The following is a 21497-nucleotide window of genomic DNA, read 5'->3' as shown; positions in this document are numbered from 1 at the left end:
TATCTCCGTTCCAAATCCGTCGTAGGTCCGTTGCTTCTCCGTTACGAGTAGAGGCATTCCACGTATATCCCTTAAGGATTCCTTATCGAACCTTCCTACTGTAATTTAATTGTATTATTCTAATGATGATGCGTTCGTTCAATGGGCCCCCTGTTTTAATTGATCTCATTTTTCCGTATAATGCTTAACTGATTTCAACCCTATTTTTTGGCAACAGCATAAACCCGACCCCTCGGCTGCCATTTTGTGTAAGCAGCCCTGTAAACAACCCCATAATGCTTTGCCATGTCAAACGATCATACCAAGGGACTATACTGTCCCCAGCTAGAGCATGATGCCTGCGGTATCGGCTGTATTGTTAATATAGACGGCCGCCGGGAGGCACGCACCATACAGGATGCGCTCGATATGCTGGAAAATATGGAGCACCGCGGTGGTACCGGTGCCGACCCTGAAACAGGCGACGGCGCTGGTATTCTATTGCAAATGCCCCACGACTTTCTTTCTGAAGAATGCCGGAAGCAAGGACTGCAACTTCCCCCGCCCGGTCGCTACGGTGCCGGCACCATCTTCTGGCCCGTCATGAAAGAAGTACGCGAAGCCTGCCGCGAACTATTTGAAAAAGAAGCAACCGGCATGGGCTTTCAGGTGCTCGGATACCGAGAAGTACCCGTCAATAAAGCCATACCCGGAGCCGGTGCCGCAAGAGTGGCCCCTTTTATCGAGCAGGTATTCCTCACCCATCACGACGGGCTCACCTTCGATGACCTCGAGCGTAAGCTTTTCGTCCTGCGTAACCACATCACCCACACCATCGGGCGAAACCACATTCATGGGAATAACGGAGAGTTCTACATGGTAAGCCTCTCCCACAAAACCCTCATCTATAAAGGACAATTGCGTACCAATCAATTGCGCCCATACTATACAGACCTGCAGGAAGAGCGCATGGCCTCAGCTTTTGCCCTCGTACATTCACGCTTTAGCACCAATACCTTTCCAAACTGGAAGCTAGCCCAGCCCTTCCGCTACCTGGCCCATAATGGCGAGATCAACACCATCCGGGGTAATGTCACCAAGATGAAATCCAAAGAGGCCATGATGCGCTCCCGCAGCTTTACCGATGAAGAGCTCAAAAAGCTCCTCCCCGTAACAGACCCGGAGCATTCCGACTCCGCCAACCTCGATGCCCTCGTAGAAATGCTCGTGCTTAGCGGCCGTTCCCTGCCCCACGTAATGATGATGCTGGTACCCGAAGCCTGGCAGGACAACAAGCTCATGGACACCAAGCGTAAAGCCTTTTATAAATACCATGCCTCCCTTATGGAGCCGTGGGACGGACCTGCTGCCCTCATCTTTACCGATGGCAAAATGGTAGGTGCCACCCTCGACCGTAACGGACTCCGTCCTGCCCGCTACTGCATCACCACCGACAACAGACTTATCGTTGCCTCAGAAGCCGGCGCACTCCCCGTCAGAGAAGGCCAGATACTGAGAAAAGGACGAATTCAGCCCGGCCGCATGCTCGTAGCCGATTTAGAAAGAGGCCGTGTGCTCCATGATGAGGAAGTAAAACGCGAAGTAGTTACCCGGCAGCCCTATGGCCAGTGGATAAAAGAGCAGCGCATTAAGCTACGTCTGCTTCCCGGACCCATCCATGTGCCTTCCGGTGTAGATGATAATATGCTCGAAACCTACCAGAAGGCCTTCGGATATACCCGCGAAGACCTCAACACCATACTACTACCCATGGCTGCCAGTGGTAAAGAACCTGTCGGTTCCATGGGAGCAGATACCCCCCTCGCCGCCCTTTCCGATCAGAGCCAGCACCTCAGCAGTTACTTCAAACAGCTTTTTGCCCAAGTTAGTAACCCGCCCATCGACCCCATACGGGAGCGGCTCGTTATGTCCCTTTTTACCCGCGTCGGAGAGAGCCTCAACATATTAGATGAAACACCCGAGCACACCCGCCAGGTACACATTTCCCACCCCCTCCTTCTCAATGGAGATCTCCAGAAGCTCAGAAACCTCTCCAACAGAGGCTTTCCCTATGGCATTATAAACGCAACTTTCGATGTGGAAGACCCTGATGGCCTCGAAGCCGGAGTTAATGCCATTTGTCGCAAAGCCGAGCACCTTGTGCTGGATGGAAAAAAGCTCTTGATCATCAGTGACAAAGCCATCTCACCAAACCACGCAGCCATACCCTCCCTCATGGCCACCGGTGCAGTCCATCACCACCTCGTCAGAAAAAGACTGCGTACCAAGGCCGGCATAGTCGTAGAAGCCGGTGATGTGCGCGAGACCCACCACGTAGCCACCATCATAGGCTATGGCGCCAGTGCCGTAAACCCCTACCTCGCCCTGGACACCCTCGCCAGGCTTAATGCAAAAGGACTGGTAGAAGGGTCTCCATCCACTGAGGATGTGTTTTCTAAATACAGGAAAGCCATTGGATACGGACTGCTCAAGGTACTCTCCAAAATGGGTATCAGCACCCTCGCCTCCTATCAGTCAGCCCAGGTATTTGAAATACTCGGCCTCAACAGCCGCGTCGTAGACAAGTGCTTTGCAGGAACAGTCAGCCGCATAGAAGGGCTTGGCTTTAAAGAAATTGCCCGCGAAATCATCGTACGGCATAAAAAAGCCTTCGGGCAGGAGACCGAATCCGCCGGCCTTAACACCGGCGGCCTCTACCAGTGGAAAAGGCGCGGTGAAAGGCACCTGTTTAACCCCACCACCATTCACCTGCTACAGCATAGCACCCGTACCAATAACTTCCAGGTATACCAGCGCTATGCCCGGCATATAAATGACCAGGTCAAAGAAGCCTTTACCCTTCGAGGCCTGCTGGACTTTAAAGAAGTACAGAGCATCCCCCTCCAGGAAGTGGAGCCCGCCAGCGAGATCTTCCGCCGCTTCGCTACAGGTGCCATGTCATTCGGCAGTATCAGCCATGAGGCCCACAGCACCCTAGCCATAGCCATGAACCGCATAGGCGGTAAAAGTAATAGTGGCGAAGGAGGAGAGGACGAAGCCCGCTTCGAGCGCCGTCCCGATGGCGACTGGGAACGGTCCGCCATTAAACAGGTAGCAAGTGGGCGCTTCGGAGTCACCAGCTACTACCTCACCAATGCCGAAGAGCTGCAGATAAAAATGGCCCAGGGCGCCAAGCCCGGAGAAGGCGGTCAGCTACCCGGACATAAAGTAGATGACTGGATCGGCCGTGTACGCCACTCCACCCCCGGGGTCGGGCTCATTTCCCCTCCGCCCCATCATGACATATACAGCATTGAAGACCTTGCTCAGCTTATTTTTGACCTTAAAAATGCCAACCCCAAAGCCAGGATCAATGTAAAACTTGTTTCCGAGGCAGGCGTAGGCACTGTCGCCGCCGGAGTCTCAAAGGCCAATGCCGATGTAGTGCTCATATCAGGAGCAGACGGAGGTACAGGCGCCTCCCCCCTCAGTTCCATACGCCATGCCGGGCTACCCTGGGAGCTTGGCCTTGCCGAAGCCCACCAGACCCTCGTTAAAAACGATCTGCGGAGCCGCATCACCGTCCAGGCCGATGGCCAAATGCGTACCGGGCGCGACCTTGCCATAGCCACCCTCCTCGGTGCCGAAGAGTGGGGCATCAGTACCGCCGCCCTCGTAGTAGAAGGCTGCATCATGATGCGTAAATGCCATCTCAACACCTGTCCCGTAGGCATTGCCACCCAAAACCCCGAACTGCGCAAACTATATACAGGCGACCCCGATCACATTGTAAACTTCTTCACCTTCCTTGCCGAAGACCTGCGACGCATCATGGCCAGTCTCGGCTTCCGCACCATCAACGAAATGGTCGGCCGCTCCGACCTCCTGCGCATGCGGCCGGACGTAAACCACTGGAAATATCGCCACCTCGACCTTTCCCCCATCCTATACAGAGAGTTTGTCCCCGATAACATCGGCGTCTACAAGCAAATAGCCCAGGACCACGGCATTAGCGAAGTGCTAGACCGCAGGCTTATCGCCCGCGCAGAAGAAGCCCTCGAGCAAGGAAAACCTGTGCGGGAAACCTTCCACATCCGGAATACAGACCGTACTACCGGCGCCATGCTCTCCCATGAAGTATCCCTTAGGTATAAAGGAGAGGGGCTCCCCGAAGACACCATTGACTATGCCTTCTATGGTTCCGCAGGGCAGAGCTTTGGCGCCTTTTTAGCCCCCGGCATCACCTTTAGTTTAGAGGGAGAGGCCAATGATTACTTCGGAAAAGGCCTTTCAGGAGGTAAGCTCATCATTCGCCCCGCTCGTGAGGCCACCTTCCCCGCCGAAGACAACATCATAATCGGAAACGTAGCCTTCTACGGAGCCACCCGTGGCAAAGCCTTTATCCGTGGTATGGGCGGTGAGCGCTTTGCCGTACGTAACTCCGGCGTAGAAGCCGTGGTAGAAGGCGTCGGAGACCATGCCTGCGAGTACATGACCGGTGGGCGCATTGCCGTGCTTGGCCCCGTAGGCCGTAACTTTGCTGCCGGCATGAGCGGAGGCATCGCCTATGTGTACGATAAAAAAGGCATATTCAGCACCCTCTGCAATAAAGAAATGGTCAGCCTCGACCCTGTCGAAGACAGTGACGCTACCTATCTGCAAGACCTCATCAGAGAACATAAAATGCACACAGAAAGCACGCGGGCAGAGGAGCTCCTGGCAAACTGGACCCAAGAGGTACGCCACTTCGTCAAAGTAATCCCCCATGAGTATAAAGCAATAATAGAACAGAGCAAAGACAACGTAAAAATGGCAGTGTAATGAGTAAAGACGGATTTTTAACCTACGACAGAGAATTGCCACAGGCACGCCAGCCTAAGCAGCGAACCGCCGACTTTAAAGAGATATACCAGCCTTTTCCAGAAGAAAAGACCCGGCAGCAGGCTGCACGATGCATGGATTGCGGCGTACCCTTCTGCCACAGCGGATGCCCCCTCGGCAATATCATCCCTGAGTTTAATGAAGCAGTTCATGAAGAGCGCTGGGGCGAAGCTGCCGCCATCCTGCTGTCCACCAATAACTTTCCCGAGTTTACAGGCCGCATATGCCCCGCCCCCTGCGAGGCATCCTGCGTATTAGGTATCAATAAGCCTCCCGTAGCCATAGAGCATATAGAGAAAACCATTGCCGAGAAAGCCTTCGCCATGGGCCTCGCCGGTTCCGGGGCTCCCCGTACACGCACCGGTAAAAAAGTAGCCGTCATCGGTAGTGGCCCCGCCGGCCTGGCAGCCGCTGCACAGTTAAATAAAGCAGGCCACTGGGTCACCGTCTTCGAGAGAGATGACCGCCCCGGTGGACTCCTAAGGTACGGTATCCCCGATTTTAAACTGGAAAAGTGGGTTGTCGATCGTCGCATCAGCCTCATGCAACAGGAAGGGATCAGGTTTCGGACCGGCACACACGTAGGCATAAACCTCCAGCCCGCAGAGCTGCTCGAAAACTTCGATGCCATAGTGCTCGGCACCGGAGCCACCAAACCCCGTGACCTCCCCATTCCCGGAAGAGAGCTTAGCGGCGTTCATTTTGCCATGGATTTCCTTACCCCTCAGAACAAGCTTATCGCCGGAGACAATCAGGCAGGCATCAGCTACATTTCCGCTAAAGATAAAGACGTCATTGTCATAGGCGGTGGTGATACCGGCGCCGATTGCATTGGCACCTCACACAGACAGGGCGCTTCATACGTTGCCCAGTTAGAGATCATGCCCAAACCAGCAGCCCACAGAGGTGACCAAGACCCCTGGCCCCTCTGGCCCATGACCCTCCGTACATCCAGCAGCCATGAAGAAGGCGGCAGCAGAGCATGGAGCATTACCACCCGCTCCTTCATCGGCAATGAACACGGCAAGCTCACCGGCGCCGTTGTAGCCGACCTCGAGTGGTACACCGAAGATGGTAAGCGTAAATTCAGAGAAGTACCCGGCTCCGAGCGAACAATCCCCTGCGATCTTGCCCTCCTCGCCATCGGATTCACCTGCGGTGAACCCACCCTGCCTCAGCAATTGGACCTGGAACTGGATGAACGCGGGAATATCAAAACCCAGCGCTACCAGACCAATATTCCCAAAGTATTTGCCGCCGGTGATGTCCACCGTGGCCAGTCCCTCGTCGTTTGGGCCATATCCGAAGGCCGCGAAGCCGCCTGGGAAGTAGACACCTTCCTCACAGGCAGTTCTTCCCTCGAGCGAAAAGATGACTCCTATATGATCATGAGATAAGTTCTTTAAAATACTCCGCCTGATAATAATACCCCCTTGGTGTGGCATAGCCGTCAAGCTAAGCACCTTCCCCTCCTGTGGTAATAGGAGAGGTCCGGCTTCCGGTGGTCCGGCACACCGGTGGTTCGGCACACCGGTGGTACATGCAGCAAATGGCAAGAGAGTAATCATTTCAGTATACTACTACTTTTAACCTGATGCCGGCGTGAGGAAGTATTCGTAGCCTCCTAAAGCCAGCGCACCAAGGATTAACAAGGGATGTCCCTGATCGCTGGTGTCTTCAGGCCAAAAGCTGTATTGAGGCTTAACCCCGGAGGGGTGCCGCCTTTGTAGCTAAAAAACCATTGGTAATATTGAGTCCCATAGGGACTCAGCCCTGCACCCAGGCCCCTTATTAATCTACCCTATCAAAAAGGTAATCCGGATTATATTCTATATTAAATTTGTCCAACAGCTGGATGTACTCCTCCCGGAACGTCCTTTTCGCATGATGTTGAGGCTGGTTTCTGATATATTTTGCCACTGTATCGATCTGGCTACGGCTATAGCTAAACGCCCCATAACCTGACTGCCAGGCAAATTTTTGGTCGTAAATCCTTTTTTCATTTATCCATTTAGAGGTATTTGACTTAATTTTCTGGACCAATGAAGAAATAGATTGGTCGGGATTGTGTCCGATAAGAAGATGGCAGTGATCAGGCATACAGTAAATTGAAATGAGCTTACTGCCGCTTGAATGAACGATTCCTGTCATGTATTTCTGTACCTCTTCTCTTTTCCCCTCAACAATAATACTTTTGCGGCCTTTTACAGCGAAGACAATATGTATATAGAGCTGCGTATAAGTGTTTGGCATTGCATAGCTGTTTTATAAACTGCGAATGTAATGCCCTTTACAATTTCACGCCAGGATTTGTAAGATACGCCGTCCCGCTGGGACTTAATAAAGCCAAAAACGATGTGATATCTACAAACACATCGACCCTCCGGGTCTTGTGGAACGATCGTTATTATTATGGCCGGGGCATATTTCACTTCGATAAAACCCCATAGGGGTGATATATTTGTAGCTAATAAAGCTACAGTCCACAAGTTCCATAGGAACGACATGTCTGCAACGCTTCCGATCGGTTTGCCCATTGTCACAGAGATGTTGCAGGAAACATGTTGTCCCGCTGGTACTATAAAGTCCGTATAATAAAAACTCTATAGACATGGCAGCCCTCCGGGCTTTTAAAAAGTGTCTTTGAGCCGGACTGGTCTGATACCTAGCGAATCCCGTTAGAGGTGCCGTCTTTGTAGCTCATTAGGATATCAGTTAATCCTAAGCCCCGTAGGGACGAAGCTCAACATCCATATTTCAAGGGAAGACGATAGACAAAAGAGGACACTCAAACGAGGAGCCTCTTTTTGATAAATTGCTTTTAATAACAATTTGCATTATCTACCGAATAGATCTTTTTCCCTGCCGGACAAAGTCCATTATCTCCTTTGCCTTTATAGGCTTTTCATTTCGATAAGACCTGGTTCCGATTTTTGTAAAAATAATTTCACTATTCCCCCGCTTGGCTGCCGCAATGACATTTTAGAATAGAGGCACTTTTATTTCCATAGGTTAACTATGTTAATTGAGAGAAAGAACCTTTAAGCTAAACCCCGGAGGGGTGCAGCCTTTGTAGCCCAATAATCCATCGGTAATATTGAGTCCCATCGGGACGCAGCCCTGCAGAGAGCTTTATTACCAGACCAACCACACCCGAAAACAAAAAAACCTCCCGGCAGGGGAGGCTTTGATAAATTTTATTCAATAACGAGAATTAACCGGCAGGTAAATTCTTCCCGAGCTGCAAAATCATCTCCTCCGACATTCTATCCAGGTCATACGCCGGCTTCCAGTCCCAGTCCGCCGCCGCCCGGCTGCTGTCGATACTGTTTGGCCAGCTATCCGCTATGCCCTGCAGCCGCGGCTGCAGATCATATCCCATCACAAAATCAGGGATATACTTACGGATACTTTTGGCAATTTCATCCGGCGTAAAGCTAAAGGCCGAAAGATTATAACTGGACCGTACCGAAATGCGGTCCGGGTCAGCCTCCATCAGCTCAATAGTAGCACGGATTGCATCATCCATATACATCATCGGCAGGCACGTATTACTCTTCAGCGGGCACAAGAACTCCTCACCTCTCACCGCCTTATGGTATATATCCACTGCATAATCCGTAGTGCCCCCTCCCGGGAGTGCCTTGTAGCCAATCAGGCCCGGATAGCGCAGGCTGCGTACATCCACCCCGAATTTCTTATGAAAATATTCACACCAGCGTTCACCAGCCAGCTTACTGATTCCATACACCGTATCCGGATCCATAATGCAGTTTTGCGGCGTATCCGTGGCAGGCGTGTGGCTACCAAATGCCGCGATAGAGCTGGGCCAGTATACCTTACTTAGTTTAAGGTCCCGGGCCATTTCCAGCACATCCAGCAGCGTCTGCATGTTTAGCTTCCATGCCCCCATCGGGTTTCTTTCTCCTGTAGCAGAAAGAGTGGCTACCAGTTGGTACACCTGGGTTACCTTATTAGAGCGGATAGCCTCTTCCACCCCTTTCGTGTCCGTGGCATCAAGCTTGATAAAGCGACCCCGGTCCGTTTCAGGTTCACGGATGTCCGAGGCAATCACCCGGTCTTCCCCGTGCTGCTTCCGCAGCGCGTCTACAAGGTCCGAGCCCACCTGGCCAGAAGCGCCTATTACTAGGAGAGTTTGCATGTTGCTTATTCGTTTTTTGGGTGTGCGAAATTATAAATAATCCTCATCATCCGAAACAACCCCTCTTTGTACCAGTACTCAAATGTGTATATTTGCCTGCCATGAGTGAAGAGTTCGTCACATACCTGACTAAAAAGCGCATTGATGCGGAAGTTTTTTTTCGTGAAGAGCCTCATGTAGCCGCTGAGTGGGAGCGTCTGTTTATGCAAATGCACCCCGACAGCTTTACCGCCCAGAAACTCTTTCTCATTAATGGCATACGCAGGCAGTTTCCCCTTTCCGAAGAATCCGGAGAGAAACCTGCTGCCACTAAAAAAAGCATAACTCCCAAGATTAAACGATCCTGACGATATGTTCGATACCTTAAGACCCAAACTGCAAAAAGAGCTGGCCGAGATTAAAGAAGCCGGTCTTTATAAAGACGAGCGGATTATCACCACCGAGCAAGGCGCCGTAATCAAAACCACTGCCGGCCGTGAGGTAATCAACTTTTGCGCAAACAACTACCTTGGACTTTCCAGTCACCCCAAAACCCTGGAAGCAGCCCAGAAAACCCTTCAAACCCATGGCTATGGCATGTCATCCGTACGCTTTATTTGCGGCACCCAGGACATCCATAAAGAACTCGAAGAAAAGATCAGTAAGTTTCTTGGCACTGAAGACACCATCCTGTACGCAGCCTGCTTCGATGCCAATGGCGGCGTATTCGAGCCCATCCTCGGCCCCGAAGATGCCATTATCTCCGATACCCTAAACCACGCCTCTATCATAGACGGCGTCCGCCTCTGCAAAGCCAAACGCTTCCGTTACGTCCATAATGATATGGCCGACCTTGAAGCCAAGCTTAAGGAAGCCGACCAAGCCGGTGCTGAAAATAAAATCATCGTAACAGATGGCGTTTTCAGTATGGATGGCACCATTGCCCAGCTAGATAAGATCGTCGAGCTTGCTGAAAAATATAAGGCCCTCGTCATGACCGACGAGTGTCACTCCACCGGTTTTATGGGTAAGACCGGCCGCGGCGTGCACGAACACTGTGGTGTAATGGGTAAGATAGACGTAATCACCGGTACCCTCGGCAAAGCCCTTGGTGGTGCCAGTGGCGGATTCACCAGCGGGCGTAAAGAGATTATCGATATACTGCGCCAGCGCAGCCGCCCCTACCTTTTCTCCAATACCCTCGCACCTGCCATTACCGGCGCGTCCATCGCCGTGCTCGATATGCTGAGCGAGACTACCGAACTTCGGGATAAGCTCGAAGAGAATACCCTCTACTTCCGGGAGAAAATGACCGAGGCAGGCTTCGACATCAAGCCCGGTGTGCACCCTATTGTCCCCGTTATGCTCTATGATGCCAAGCTTTCCCAGGAGTTTGCAGAAAAGCTGCTTGAGAGAGGTATTTACGTAATAGGCTTCTACTATCCCGTCGTACCTAAAGGTCAGGCACGTATCCGTGTGCAGATCAGTGCCGTACACGACCGCCAGCACCTCGATAAAGCCATCAACGCCTTCAAAGAAGTAGGCGCCGAGCTTGGTGTGCTCAAGTAATTAGTCAGAAATCAAGTATACATGAAGCTGCCTCAGACACGGGGCAGCTTTTATTTTTTTATTGATCGTCCCATTCGAAGAACTCTTCCTCCTCCAGCTCTACAGACTCCTTTTCCCGTCCCTTATTTTTAAAGGCCGCTTTCAGTTCCTCACCCTCACGGCGGATATCCTTCTTGATCTTCTCCTCCACCGCTTCCGTATCATACCCTATCCGGTAGTCGCTCGTCGTACCCCGTATAAACAAAAACAGGTGGCTGCCCCGCTGCTCATTCGCTACCGTTTGCCTGTATTGCTGCCTTCTCCCTCCCAGTATCCGGCGCAGCGGCACCTTTACATGGTAGTCTATATGCTGATCAAATGTATGTGTGCCGTCTATCGTTAGCGTAGATACATTAGACCTCACCTCCATACTCGGTATGTGGATCGTCTGATTATTAATAAAAATATCGTTTTCTATATCGCTGAATCGCAGATTTGAAAGACTCTCTTCCTCTACAAAGGCCGAGAGGCGCTGCATAGGCTCAAAGTCATTCAGCTCCCCATTACGGATACGCGCCCGCACCTGCGACTCAAAGGCCTGCTGGTTAAAATGCAGCTCACTATCAAACACCATATGAGACAAAGCCGTCGCATATAACTGGCCCTTCAGGTTTTTATCCACCAGCCAGTCCTGGTTAAAGTTTTCAAAAATGTAGAAGATGCTGTCAATATCTATCCTGTCAAACCGTGCATCCGTATCCACCACCACATACTGCGGCCGGCGAGCGTCCACCGTCCCGTTCAGCCTCATAGTACCTCCGGCCGCCTTCACCTGTCCGTTCGTCAGTGTCGCCCGGCTATTTCTCACCCGCAGGCCACCCTTTATCTGCTGGCCATGAAAGCGCCTTACCTTCAGGTTGCCCACCTCACAGTTAATGTCCAGGTCCAGCTTTGGCGATATCTCAAAATGATACTTAGGCTTATCAGATGCCTGATAGTCATCCTGCACCAAGTGCCCCGAGAGCAGCTCGTTCAGGTCCAGCATGTCAGACACCATGTCCGCCTCTATTCGTAGCGACTGGTTATCAAATAGCAGGAACGAGATGATATTCTTAAAAAAGCCATTCAGCTCAAAATTACTACTGCCTATGCCCCCCGTAAAGTCACTGACCGCTATGTCATGTTTATTGAAAAGAAAGTGTCCCGTAAATTTCTCAAAAGGCAATTCACTTCCCTCCAGCCTGAAGCCCACATCCTTTAGGCGCACGTCCCCCGATAGCTTCACCCTGTTCACCCGCTGTATCTCCTCCATATCCGCCAGACGTCCGTCAAAGTCCACGTCAAGCCGCACATCCCCTTTTGCGTGATGCATCCGTTTAGGCTTAAACGTATTGACAAGCTGCCCCGCATCAAATAGCCCCTCAAGGTGACACTTCAGGTAGTAATCATCCAGATTGCTAAGCTCCATCCAACCACTAAAAGGCTCATTATCCACCGTGCCCTTCAGAGGGTTTATTTTCAGTACGCTGGATTTATTATTGCGTCCCGCCCCATTAGTAAAGTGGCCCTCAAAGGCCATATTTTCTATCCTCTTACTGTATTCCGGGTGAAAAAGAGATGTGTTTTCCGCAGAGAAGTCCACATTTACCTTTGGTGTCTTCCCACCAGACATATCCCCCTCAATAAGCGCCACAAACTTTACGTTTCCCTCACTCTCATAAGCCTTTAGCTGCTCATAAGTCCTTTGAGGAAGAAGGGAAAACAATGCCTTTAATGTACTATTAGTCGCCTCAGCCCTGATGTTTATCAGATCAAGAGAACCCCACTCGTACGTGCCGTTTACCGTAAACATCGCATCATTCACCTGGATGTCCGAGGGCAGGATCTGCAGGTGCTTCAGGCTGTCTTCATAGACCAGGTTCGCCGTCAGACGAAGAGGTTTTTCAATAAAAAATGTGTCCTGGTCCACCCCGATACCCGAACAAAGCCAGTGCCCGTTCGTCGCTATCCTGTATTCAGATCCGTTAATGTCAAGTTCAGCCGCCGCCTGCTCGGCAAAAAGACGATGATTTTGCCCACCGGCGGGATCAAGATAAGTCACTGATATACGGTCCAGGCCTATATCACTCAGCCGGAATGCACCTCCCGATGCACCCCCCTCTGTTTTTTTAAAGATCAGATAATTCTCCGTACCGTCCGGAGCCCGGTGCAGGTATACCTCACCCTCCTTCAGCATTACCTGATCGATCACCATCTCCCCCTGAATAAGCTTCCAGAGATTCAGCAGGCCATAGATCCGGTCTACCTTAGCCAGCGGCTTTTCCGTTCTCGGGTCTGCACCCTGTATCAGTACATCTTCAAGCGTTAGGCTTACTTCGGGAAATCTGTCAAAAAGGGAAAGGCTGATTTTTTTAACCTCGACAGGGGAGGAGAGGCTCTTATTCGCTTCCCTGATAAAATAAGCTACCACCTTGTCCTGGTTGTACCAGACAAGCGTTGCCGCTACACCCACTATCATAAACAGGGCAAGCACCGTCCAGAGAATAATCCGCTTAAGCTTTTTCAGAGAAGGAAGAGTGTTTAAATATCACTTGTCTTACTAATAAACGGCCTAAAATGTTCTTCAATTGTGGCCGTTATTGGCAATTTACGCAAAAAATAAGGCCTGTTTTCCATTCTGTAAGAAATCAGGGTGAATTCTTCCTCACCAAAGCCTGCCATTCAAAAGTATATAGCTGGTATACTATTCATGAGTGACTTATTTTTGCATGAACCTGAAACCCCCTGCATGAAGTTCCTCCTCATTTCAGCTGCTGTACTTTTCGGAGCATACAAGCTCTATTACAGCCTCAGACCACGTCATACTGCTCCGGCCGTTTTTCCTCTAAAGCCCGAGTATAAGCGAATATTAGCAGAAAGCTTCCCCTACTACCAAAAGCTACCCTCCCGGCTCAAGGGAAAGTTTGAAAGGAGAGTAATGAGCTTTATACTCCGCAAAAGATTTATCTCCCGCAGCAAACAGATACCCGTCGTAACCTCCGAAATGAAAGTCCTGATTGCTGCTTCGGCTGTGCAGCTTACCTTTGGCCTGCCATACGTCGAACTCATCCATTTTTATAAAATTCTGATTTATAGTAACGACTACTACAGCCATATCAGCAGAAGGTACCATAAAGGAGAAACCAACCCTATGCATGGCATCATTGTATTTAGCTGGAATAATTTCTCACACGGCCTGTTTCCTCATGATGGCATAAACCTGGGATTGCATGAAATGGCACATGCACTCCGGCTTGAGAACAGCATACGTAACGGTGAGCATAACTTTCTTGACAGCAGGGCCCTGAGCCACTGGGAGAAGCTTGCTGCTAAGAAAATAGCAGTCATTCAGCAGGGAGACAACAGGTTTCTCAGGGATTATGGCGGAGTTAACCAGGAAGAGTTCTTTGCCGTTTCTGTTGAGGCCTTTTTTGAAGTGCCCGACGCCTTCCTCTCCAACCTGCCCGAACTTTACCATGCCATGGTAAAGTTACTTAAGCAAGACCCCCTCAATCTTGAAAACCTATATCTGAAATAGCCCCCTATACCCTCTTGAAACCGGTATCCATAATTACTTATCTTTGCCTTTTTGTCTGAATATGGAAATTACAGGAGATAATAAACTTAAGAAAATAGTCGTCATAGGCGATAGAGTACTAATCCGGCCTAAGAAAGACTCAGAGAAAACCGATAGTGGCCTGTTTTTGCCCCCCGGTGTGCAGGAAAGAGAGCGTGTCAGAAGCGGCTATATTATGAAAACCGGCCCCGGTTACCCACTGCCGGCCCTCACCGAAGACGAACCGTGGAAGGAAAAAGACGAAACCGTAAAATATATTCCGCTACAGGTTAAGGAAGGAGACCACGCCCTCTTTTTACAGAAAGACGCCATAGAGGTAGTATACGAAGGAGAAAAGTATTTTATCGTACCCCAGGCCTCTATACTCATGCTTGAGCGTCACGAAGACCTGTTCGATTAAGCTAATACAGAGGCATTTCTTTATCCACTGCCCTCGCCCACGCATCAATACCTCCGTCCAGGTTATATAAGTTGTCAAAACCCCCGTTTTCCTCCAGATACATGATGCAATGGGCGCTGCGGATACCATGGTGGCAATATACCACCACCGGACAGCCCGTTTTGATTTGTGCCGCAGCCTTAGGTATTTTGTGCATTGGTATCCAGTCCGCATCAGGCAGGCGACATATGTCCCACTCATCCTGTTCCCGGACATCGATGAGTTGTACATCCTCATTTTTCTCTAGCCAGTCGTGCAGGGTCAGGGGGTCTATGCGTTTCATCCGTAAGAATTCTGCCTTTTAGGTAAGTTAGTTTTTTTAAAATGAATTTTGAAGCTATTTCCCAAGCTATTGCAAAAGCAGCCTCTGCCATGACCTGGGTAGAAGCCGTTGCCGTCGTTCTCGGGCTGTTGTACCTTATCCTCGCCTCCAGAGAAAGTCTCTGGTGCTGGCCAGCCGCACTTCTTAGCGTCTGTCTCTATATATACATATGCCTTAATGCAAAACTCTATAGTGAGACCGGCCTGCAGTTCTTCTATTTAGCCATGGCCATATATGGGTGGTATTCATGGAAAAATGGCAGTCAGTCCCGGAATGAAGAGTTGCCAATCACCGTCTGGCCCCTACGCTACCACATAGTGATTATTCTGGCAGGTTCACTTATTACCATTCTGGCAGGGTACATTATGGATAACCAAACAGATGCCGCTCTGCCCTATATGGATGCATTTACCACCGTGTTCAGTGTCATCACCACCATTATGGTCACCAGGAAAGTACTCGAAAACTGGCTTTACTGGATTATAATCGATGGGGTAGGGGTGTACATGTATTTCCAGCGGGAACTGTTTCTTACCTCCCTGCTCTTCCTCATCTATGTAGGGATAGTCATCTACGGCTATTTCGATTGGCAAAAAAGAATGCAGACTGCCACCGCATGATCAAAGTTGTCATTACAGGTCCCGAGTCTTCAGGTAAGACCACTCTGGCCAGTTCATTAGCTCACCATTACCAGGTACCACTCGTTCCGGAGTATAGCAGGCAATACCTCTCCCGTATTTCCGGTCCATATACTGAAGAAGATTTGCTGGTTATAGCCAAAGGCCAGGTGTTTAATGAAAAGCAAAAAGCCTCCCTTTGCCCCGGTCTTCTTATTTGCGACACTGATATTACCGTCATCTCTATCTGGAGCTTGGAAAAATTTCGCCGCATAGCTCCTTCCCTTGCCGACCTGGAAGTTAGCACCACCTACCACCTCACCTTCTTGTGCCGACCCGATATACCCTGGGAGCCGGATCCCTTACGGGAAAATCCCCATGACCGGGACCGTCTTTTCATCCTTTACAAGCAGAGACTCAAAGAGCTCAGGAGGCCATTCACAATTTTGGAAGGTAGCGAGGCAGAGCGGCTTCATACCGCTCTAAACATCATAGATAATTTGATTTAACCCTGCTTCCTACATACCTTTGCCGAATAATTCAGGGGTGTCCGCGTCTGCGGGCTGAGATTATACCCATTGATTGCCTTCTAAGGCAGTCAGGAACCTGATCCGGGTAATGCCGGCGTAGGGAGTTAACTCTTTTCAGTTCGCCATCCGGCACGTCTCGGTCGCGTTCACCCCACATGCCATAAATGACTATACTATGGATACTGTCAGGGTAGCGCTGGACTGGACACCGAATACCATACATTCAGGCTTATTCTTAGCTAAGCATAAAGGCTATTACAAGGCTGAGGGACTTGAGGTGAATCTGGTTTCTCCTTCAGCAGATGAATATGCTCTTACTCCCGCTAAAAAACTGGCCCTGGGTCAGGCCGATGTAGCCATTGCCCCCTCAGAGTCCGTAATCAGTTACTTTATCCATTCCGAATACGAAAAGCTGGTAGCCATTGCTGCCATTCTTCAGCAGGATGTCAGTGCCATCGTTACCCTCAGTGTTAGTGGCATCGATAGTCCTGCCCAGCTTGATAATAAAGTTTATGCAAGCTACAATGCCCGCTATGAAGGGCTGATACTCAAAGAAATGATCCGTAATGCCGGTGGCAAAGGGGAGGTGAAGGAAATTACCCCTCCCAAACTCGGCATTTGGGATACCCTGATCACCGGAGAAGCCGATGCCACCTGGGTGTTTATGCCCTGGGAAGGCCTCAAAGCCGAACGTCGCGGAGTTAGCCTCCACCCCTTTCGTATGGACGATTACCAGGTGCCCTATGGCTATTCACCTGTTTTACTGGCTTCTTACTCTGCCCTTAGCAGGGACAAAGAAAAGCTTTCACGCTTTATTCGTGCTACCGCAAAGGGATATATAGAGGCAGCTTCCAATCCTGAAGAGGCTGTGGACAGCCTGCAGCAACTTTCAAATCATCCATCCTTGCAGGACAGAGATTTTCTACTTGAAAGCCAGCGTAGGATATCCTCCTATTATTTAAATGAAAAAGGCCGCTTTGGCATCATGGAAGAACAGAGGTGGGAGCGATTTATCGATTTCCTTTTTGAGAAAGGCATGCTGGAAGAGCAGGCCTACGCTACCATGAAAAAAGAAACCTTATATACAAACGAACTACTGGAGGGCTGAAACAACCTTCCGGTAGGGACATTCTCGGGGGTGCCCGGTACGGGCTGAGAGAATACCCATTGTCCTTAACACGGACAAACACCTGATCCGGGTAATTCCGGCGTAGGGAATGAGAAACGGCAGAGTACTCCCCACTCCTGCCATTGTCGTACTTCATTTTATACTAAACTATGCAAATGTGCATTCGAACGAAGGCTGCTTCAGCCTTGACACTTCTATTTTTAATAGTTGCCACTGTGCCTTTATTGGCACAGAAAGGTAGCTTTAAGGTTACCGGCCGTGTGCTTGATGCCGGCGATAACCAGGGTCTTCCCGGTGCCACACTGGTGATTCCTGAAACAGGTCGCGGACTAGTCACCGCTGCCGATGGTAGCTTCTCTTTTAGTCTGCCCGCAGGACAGTATACACTGGAAGTCCGCTTTATCGGGTACCAAACCGTTACCCGTAGCCTTACTCCTGGTAAAGCGCAGGATCTTACCATCACCTTGCAGGAGTCAGATATCCTTACCGATGAGGTAGTCATTACCGGCGTAAGGGCATCAGCCAAAACCCCCGTTACCTATACCGAGGTAAGCCGGGAAGAACTGGACAAGCAAAACCTTGGGCAAGACATTCCCTACCTGGTGAATCTTGAGCCTAGCGTGGTCGTTACCTCTGATGCCGGGGCCGGAGTAGGCTATACAGGCATCAGGATTCGGGGTAGTGACCCAACCCGGATCAACGTCACAATAAATGGTATTCCCCTCAATGATGCCGAGTCACAGGGTGTATTCTGGGTAAACATGCCCGATTTTGCCAGCTCCGTAGAGAACGTACAGATTCAGCGTGGAGTAGGTACTTCCACCAACGGCGCAGGAGCCTTCGGAGCCACTGTTGACCTCAATACCCTGGACCTTAATCGCCAGGCCTATGCCGAACTACAGAACGGCTTTGGTAGCTTTAATACCTGGCGGCACACCGTAAAGGCAGGTACAGGCCTGCTCAACGACCGCTTTGCCGTAGATGCCAGGCTCTCAAAGATCACTTCAGATGGCTACATAGACAGAGCCTCTTCCGATCTGCAGAGCTATTACCTCTCAGGAGGCTATTATGGTGAGAAAAGCCTTGTGAAACTTAACGTATTCAGTGGCAAGGAAAAAACCTACCAGGCCTGGTACGGAGTACCCGAGTCCCTCGTTGAGTCAGATCCTACCTTTAACTTTGCAGGTACGGACAATTTTCAGCGTGAAGATCCTTATGATAATGAGACAGATAACTATCAGCAGGATCACTATCAACTCATCTATTCCTACGAGGCCAATCCAGAACTCAGCTTTAATGCCGCACTCCATTACACCTACGGACGTGGCTACTACGAGCAGTTTAAGGTCAGCGACGATCTAGCCGATTATGGGCTCGATTACCCGGTGATCGGTGATTCTATCATTACCAACTCAGACCTCATCAGGCGTCGCTGGCTTGATAATGACTTCTACGGAGGAATTTTCTCTGCTGACTACCGGCCAACTGAAGCCCTGCAGTTTATTGTAGGCGGCGGATGGAACCGTTATGACGGCGACCACTTTGGTGAGATTATTTGGTCGCAGTTTGCCGCCGGCAGTGAGATCAGAGACCGTTATTATGATAATAATGCCGTCAAGGAAGATTTCAATGTTTATGGTAAAATGTACTACGAGTTCACCCCTGGTCTCAATGCTTTTATTGATCTCCAGTATCGTAGCGTAGACTATTCCTTCCTTGGCTTTGATAATAACCTCAACAACGTTCAGCAAAATGACCAGTTGAACTTCTTTAATCCCAAAGCCGGTGTCACCTACCTTTGGGATGACAGAAACCGTGCCTATGTCAGCTTTGGTATCGCTCACCGCGAGCCAAACAGGGATGACTACACACAGAGCACCCCCGACAGCAGGCCACGTGCTGAACAATTGCGCAACCTGGAGCTTGGCTACCAATACCGTGACGACAGGCTCATGTTCAATGCCAACTATTACCTGATGGATTACAAAGACCAGCTTGTACTTACCGGAGAGGTGAATGATGTGGGCGCCTATATTCGTACCAATATCGCCGACAGCTACAGGACAGGAATAGAACTGCAGGCAGGCTACCTGATACTGCCCAACCTTCAATTGAATGCCAATGCCACATTCAGCCGTAATGTCATCGATAGCTTCACCGAGTTTATCGATAATTATGACGAAGGAGGCCAGGAAGCATCCGAATATAGCGAAACAGCCATAGCCCTTTCACCAAACGTGATTGCCGGTTCCCAGCTTACCTATTACCCACTTGCAGGCCTGGAGCTTAGCCTCCTCAGCAAGTACGTAGGCAAACAATACCTCGATAATACAGAAACGGAAGCCCGTTCTATTGACGCCTACTTTGTGAACGATCTGAGAATTCGTTATTCCATCAAGCCTAAGTGGATGGAAGAAATATCCTTCTCCCTGCTCATCAATAACATACTTGATGAGCAGTATGTATCCAACGGATACACCTACGGCTACATAACAGGGGGGCAGACCATCTACGAAGAATACTATTACCCACAGGCAGGTACGAACTTTTTGTTCGGTACCACCTTTAGGTTCTGATGAGTAAGCGGTTTATACCCTTTTATGACATACGTAAATACGACCGGGTATTGGTAGTCGACAGCTACCACCCGGCCGCATTTACCCTCTCTCACTGGCGTGGTGCCCCCATCCACCCCGGTATTCACGATGATACCAGCACCGGCATCGTCCTTAATGCCCTCAAAGCAGGTATCCCCCAATTAGACTACCCCCATATCACCAATAATCACTTCGATATAGATGGATTTTTGGGCGTGTGGGCCCTCTTTAATCCAAGCCTTGCCCTTCAATATGAGGAAGTGCTAAGGCAAATGGCCCGCCTTGGCGATTTCCGGGAATTATATCCCGCTGCACCACAGGCAGACATTTCCCTGAAGCTGGTCTGCTGGATCAATACAGTAGAAAAAAGGAAATTCTACGGACCCTTTGAGGCCCCTGAGCACCAGGACAAAGAAGCCATTCTCTGTGTGCCTAAATACACCTATTTCCTGCAGCACTTCCGTGACGTCCTGTTAAATACAGAGCATTACATCAGTGATTATCACCAGGAATACCAGCGGGTAATTGCCGATATGCAAATGATTCGTTCACAATCCAGTAATTGTAGTGATTATCCGGAGCTCGGCCTGCGAATAGTTCAAACCCCTCAGCCGATACATTATTATGCTTTATTTCACGAATCTATACCCTACTCCATTATTGTGAGTATATATGATGAGGGCAGATACGAACTGGAATATAAGTATATAACCTGGGTTGATACCGGAAGGAATACCTACCCCCGTCTTAAGTTAAGCCCTCTGGCGCAAAGGCTTTCATGCCTGGAGCCGCACGGGAAAACCTGGCGGGCAGATAGCATTTTTGACACAGGGCCGATTCTCAGAGTTAATGCAGGAAAGCTGAGTAAAGCACAGCGCTTTGATCATCCCTACAGGCGTGTTATAGCACCTTCCGATATTCCCAAAGACGTATTTATTAAAGAAGTAACAGGTTATTTCTCCCGTTACCTTAGTGGTCTCCCTAAAAAAGACCTCTGGACCTGGAAGGAAATGCGGGAAATAAACGATAGCTTATCTTTGAGCTGAATTCATCGTTATGTCCAGTCACCATTTCGTAAGGGAAGATCAGGAGCCCGCACTGCTTGTCTATGACTTTCACATCACCAGTGACCATTATCTGCTTGGTCAGCTTTTAGAATGGAGCCCCCATGTATTTGCGGATGTTCCGGTGGCCGAACGGCTGCTAAAAGCTGGTTTTAAAGTCGATACCATCCTTTACAATACCCTGAAAGAAAAGGAAAAAGCATCAGCGTTACAGGATACGCAAAGACATATTACCCTTAACCAGGTTCCCGGTGTCGCATCAGCTTCCGGTAAACTCTCCGTCCACCTGCAGCATATACCTCAGGACGATATCAATGTATTAAACCCTCCTATTTCATCTTTACCCGACCTCTTGAGGTCCACCCCTAAGGGAACACTCGCTTTATATTGGGACAAGAAGAAAGCCGTGTTAAACAATAGGGGGAAATATAGAAAATGGCTGCCAGAAGGCACCAGGCTTGAAGTTGGTATAACGGCAAAGGTAAATAGCTCTATCCAGGTCACAAACCTCGTGAGTGTAGGTATGGAGGGAAGCTTTCCTTCTGCGAGGGCCTATCGGGTTAAAAGAAATGGGATGGTAAGCATCCACTGTCACCATGACTTTGTAGTGCTTGAGACAGGGCCATAAAAAAAG

General features: G+C 49.9%; 16 protein-coding genes and 2 riboswitches. Of the genes, 12 read left to right on the top strand and 4 right to left on the bottom strand.

What is annotated here, in order from left to right; all coding sequences use genetic code 11:
• The first annotated feature begins 285 nt into the window (after positions 1–285).
• A complete protein-coding gene (gltB, locus tag AB9P05_RS06855; protein ID WP_371908073.1) occupies positions 286–4800 on the top strand; it encodes a glutamate synthase large subunit in 4515 nt (1504 codons plus the stop codon).
• Entirely contained in the window at positions 4800–6257 is a 1458-nt protein-coding gene (locus AB9P05_RS06850; protein WP_371908072.1) for a glutamate synthase subunit beta, read from the top strand. The genes gltB and AB9P05_RS06850 overlap by 1 nt, the downstream gene beginning before the upstream one ends.
• Positions 6258–6651: 394 nt before the next feature.
• Here the strand turns inward: AB9P05_RS06850 and tnpA are convergent, their stop codons facing one another.
• Together tnpA and AB9P05_RS06840 are read right to left on the bottom strand one after the other, a co-directional pair.
• Positions 6652–7113, bottom strand: a complete 462-nt coding sequence (gene tnpA, locus AB9P05_RS06845; RefSeq protein ID WP_371908071.1) for an IS200/IS605 family transposase — start codon at positions 7111–7113, stop codon at positions 6652–6654.
• A gap of 961 nt (positions 7114–8074) precedes the next feature.
• On the bottom strand, positions 8075–9022 hold the full coding sequence (locus tag AB9P05_RS06840; protein ID WP_371908070.1) for an NAD-dependent epimerase/dehydratase family protein: 948 nt from the start codon (positions 9020–9022) through the stop codon (positions 8075–8077).
• Between the two features lie 101 nt (positions 9023–9123).
• Between AB9P05_RS06840 and AB9P05_RS06835 the strand changes: the two genes are divergently transcribed.
• The gene (locus AB9P05_RS06835) at positions 9124–9369 is read left to right on the top strand and encodes a hypothetical protein (RefSeq protein WP_371908069.1); all 246 of its coding nucleotides are present in this window, start codon (positions 9124–9126) and stop codon (positions 9367–9369) included.
• A 4-nt stretch (positions 9370–9373) separates the two neighbouring features.
• The gene (gene kbl, locus AB9P05_RS06830; RefSeq protein ID WP_371908068.1) at positions 9374–10570 is read left to right on the top strand and encodes a glycine C-acetyltransferase; all 1197 of its coding nucleotides are present in this window, start codon (positions 9374–9376) and stop codon (positions 10568–10570) included.
• A 58-nt stretch (positions 10571–10628) separates the two neighbouring features.
• Here the strand turns inward: kbl and AB9P05_RS06825 are convergent, their stop codons facing one another.
• Positions 10629–13082, bottom strand: a complete 2454-nt coding sequence (locus AB9P05_RS06825; RefSeq protein ID WP_371908067.1) for an AsmA-like C-terminal region-containing protein — start codon at positions 13080–13082, stop codon at positions 10629–10631.
• A gap of 255 nt (positions 13083–13337) precedes the next feature.
• Between AB9P05_RS06825 and AB9P05_RS06820 the strand changes: the two genes are divergently transcribed.
• The gene (locus tag AB9P05_RS06820) at positions 13338–14126 is read left to right on the top strand and encodes a zinc-dependent peptidase (RefSeq protein WP_371908066.1); all 789 of its coding nucleotides are present in this window, start codon (positions 13338–13340) and stop codon (positions 14124–14126) included.
• Positions 14127–14187: 61 nt separating this feature from the next.
• On the top strand, positions 14188–14565 hold the full coding sequence (locus AB9P05_RS06815) for a co-chaperone GroES (protein ID WP_371908065.1): 378 nt from the start codon (positions 14188–14190) through the stop codon (positions 14563–14565).
• Between the two features lies 1 nt (position 14566).
• On the opposite strand, the gene AB9P05_RS06810 is transcribed toward AB9P05_RS06815, so the two are convergent.
• Positions 14567–14887, bottom strand: coding sequence for a rhodanese-like domain-containing protein (locus tag AB9P05_RS06810; protein ID WP_371908064.1), 321 nt, complete (start codon positions 14885–14887; stop codon positions 14567–14569).
• Between the two features lie 41 nt (positions 14888–14928).
• Between AB9P05_RS06810 and pnuC the strand changes: the two genes are divergently transcribed.
• The 6 genes from pnuC (at position 14929) to AB9P05_RS06780 (ending at position 21491) form a co-directional block, all read left to right on the top strand.
• On the top strand, positions 14929–15546 hold the full coding sequence (gene pnuC, locus AB9P05_RS06805; RefSeq protein WP_371908063.1) for a nicotinamide riboside transporter PnuC: 618 nt from the start codon (positions 14929–14931) through the stop codon (positions 15544–15546).
• Complete coding sequence (locus AB9P05_RS06800) at positions 15543–16052, top strand: AAA family ATPase (protein ID WP_371908062.1); 510 nt, start codon at positions 15543–15545, stop codon at positions 16050–16052. The genes pnuC and AB9P05_RS06800 overlap by 4 nt, the downstream gene beginning before the upstream one ends.
• A 25-nt stretch (positions 16053–16077) precedes the next feature.
• Positions 16078–16193: riboswitch (TPP riboswitch) on the top strand.
• A 55-nt stretch (positions 16194–16248) separates the two neighbouring features.
• Positions 16249–17181, top strand: coding sequence for an ABC transporter substrate-binding protein (locus AB9P05_RS06795; protein WP_371908061.1), 933 nt, complete (start codon positions 16249–16251; stop codon positions 17179–17181).
• Positions 17182–17199: 18 nt separating this feature from the next.
• A riboswitch (TPP riboswitch) is annotated at positions 17200–17307 on the top strand.
• A gap of 50 nt (positions 17308–17357) precedes the next feature.
• Positions 17358–19778 (top strand): TonB-dependent receptor, encoded by a 2421-nt coding sequence (locus AB9P05_RS06790; RefSeq protein ID WP_371908060.1) that lies wholly within the window; start codon positions 17358–17360, stop codon positions 19776–19778.
• Complete coding sequence (locus AB9P05_RS06785; RefSeq protein WP_371908059.1) at positions 19778–20845, top strand: DUF6687 family protein; 1068 nt, start codon at positions 19778–19780, stop codon at positions 20843–20845. Before AB9P05_RS06790 ends, AB9P05_RS06785 begins: the two co-directional genes overlap by 1 nt.
• Before the next feature lie 10 nt (positions 20846–20855).
• On the top strand, positions 20856–21491 hold the full coding sequence (locus tag AB9P05_RS06780) for a hypothetical protein (protein WP_371908058.1): 636 nt from the start codon (positions 20856–20858) through the stop codon (positions 21489–21491).
• The last annotated feature ends 6 nt before the right edge of the window (positions 21492–21497 follow it).

The sequence above is a fragment of the Roseivirga sp. BDSF3-8 genome, assembly GCF_041449215.1.
GTDB lineage: Bacteria > Bacteroidota > Bacteroidia > Cytophagales > Cyclobacteriaceae > JBGNFV01.
Note: the sequence above shows the minus strand (reverse complement) of the source record. Positions and strands in the feature narration are given on the sequence as shown.

Excerpts from the sequence above, each read along its gene's own strand:
- AB9P05_RS06785 (WP_371908059.1), top strand. The coding sequence starts at position 19,778 with ATGAGTAAGCGGTTTATACCCTTTTATGACATACGTAAATACGACCGG.
- AB9P05_RS06835 (WP_371908069.1), top strand. The coding sequence starts at position 9,124 with ATGAGTGAAGAGTTCGTCACATACCTGACTAAAAAGCGCATTGATGCG.
- AB9P05_RS06790 (WP_371908060.1), top strand. The coding sequence starts at position 17,358 with ATGTGCATTCGAACGAAGGCTGCTTCAGCCTTGACACTTCTATTTTTA.
- AB9P05_RS06840 (WP_371908070.1), bottom strand. The coding sequence starts at position 9,022 with ATGCAAACTCTCCTAGTAATAGGCGCTTCTGGCCAGGTGGGCTCGGAC.
- AB9P05_RS06815 (WP_371908065.1), top strand. The coding sequence starts at position 14,188 with ATGGAAATTACAGGAGATAATAAACTTAAGAAAATAGTCGTCATAGGC.
- AB9P05_RS06850 (WP_371908072.1), top strand. The coding sequence starts at position 4,800 with ATGAGTAAAGACGGATTTTTAACCTACGACAGAGAATTGCCACAGGCA.
- AB9P05_RS06820 (WP_371908066.1), top strand. The coding sequence starts at position 13,338 with ATGAAGTTCCTCCTCATTTCAGCTGCTGTACTTTTCGGAGCATACAAG.
- AB9P05_RS06800 (WP_371908062.1), top strand. The coding sequence starts at position 15,543 with ATGATCAAAGTTGTCATTACAGGTCCCGAGTCTTCAGGTAAGACCACT.
- AB9P05_RS06810 (WP_371908064.1), bottom strand. The coding sequence starts at position 14,887 with ATGAAACGCATAGACCCCCTGACCCTGCACGACTGGCTAGAGAAAAAT.
- AB9P05_RS06780 (WP_371908058.1), top strand. The coding sequence starts at position 20,856 with ATGTCCAGTCACCATTTCGTAAGGGAAGATCAGGAGCCCGCACTGCTT.
- AB9P05_RS06795 (WP_371908061.1), top strand. The coding sequence starts at position 16,249 with ATGGATACTGTCAGGGTAGCGCTGGACTGGACACCGAATACCATACAT.
- gltB (WP_371908073.1), top strand. The coding sequence starts at position 286 with ATGTCAAACGATCATACCAAGGGACTATACTGTCCCCAGCTAGAGCAT.
- pnuC (WP_371908063.1), top strand. The coding sequence starts at position 14,929 with ATGAATTTTGAAGCTATTTCCCAAGCTATTGCAAAAGCAGCCTCTGCC.
- tnpA (WP_371908071.1), bottom strand. The coding sequence starts at position 7,113 with ATGCCAAACACTTATACGCAGCTCTATATACATATTGTCTTCGCTGTA.
- kbl (WP_371908068.1), top strand. The coding sequence starts at position 9,374 with ATGTTCGATACCTTAAGACCCAAACTGCAAAAAGAGCTGGCCGAGATT.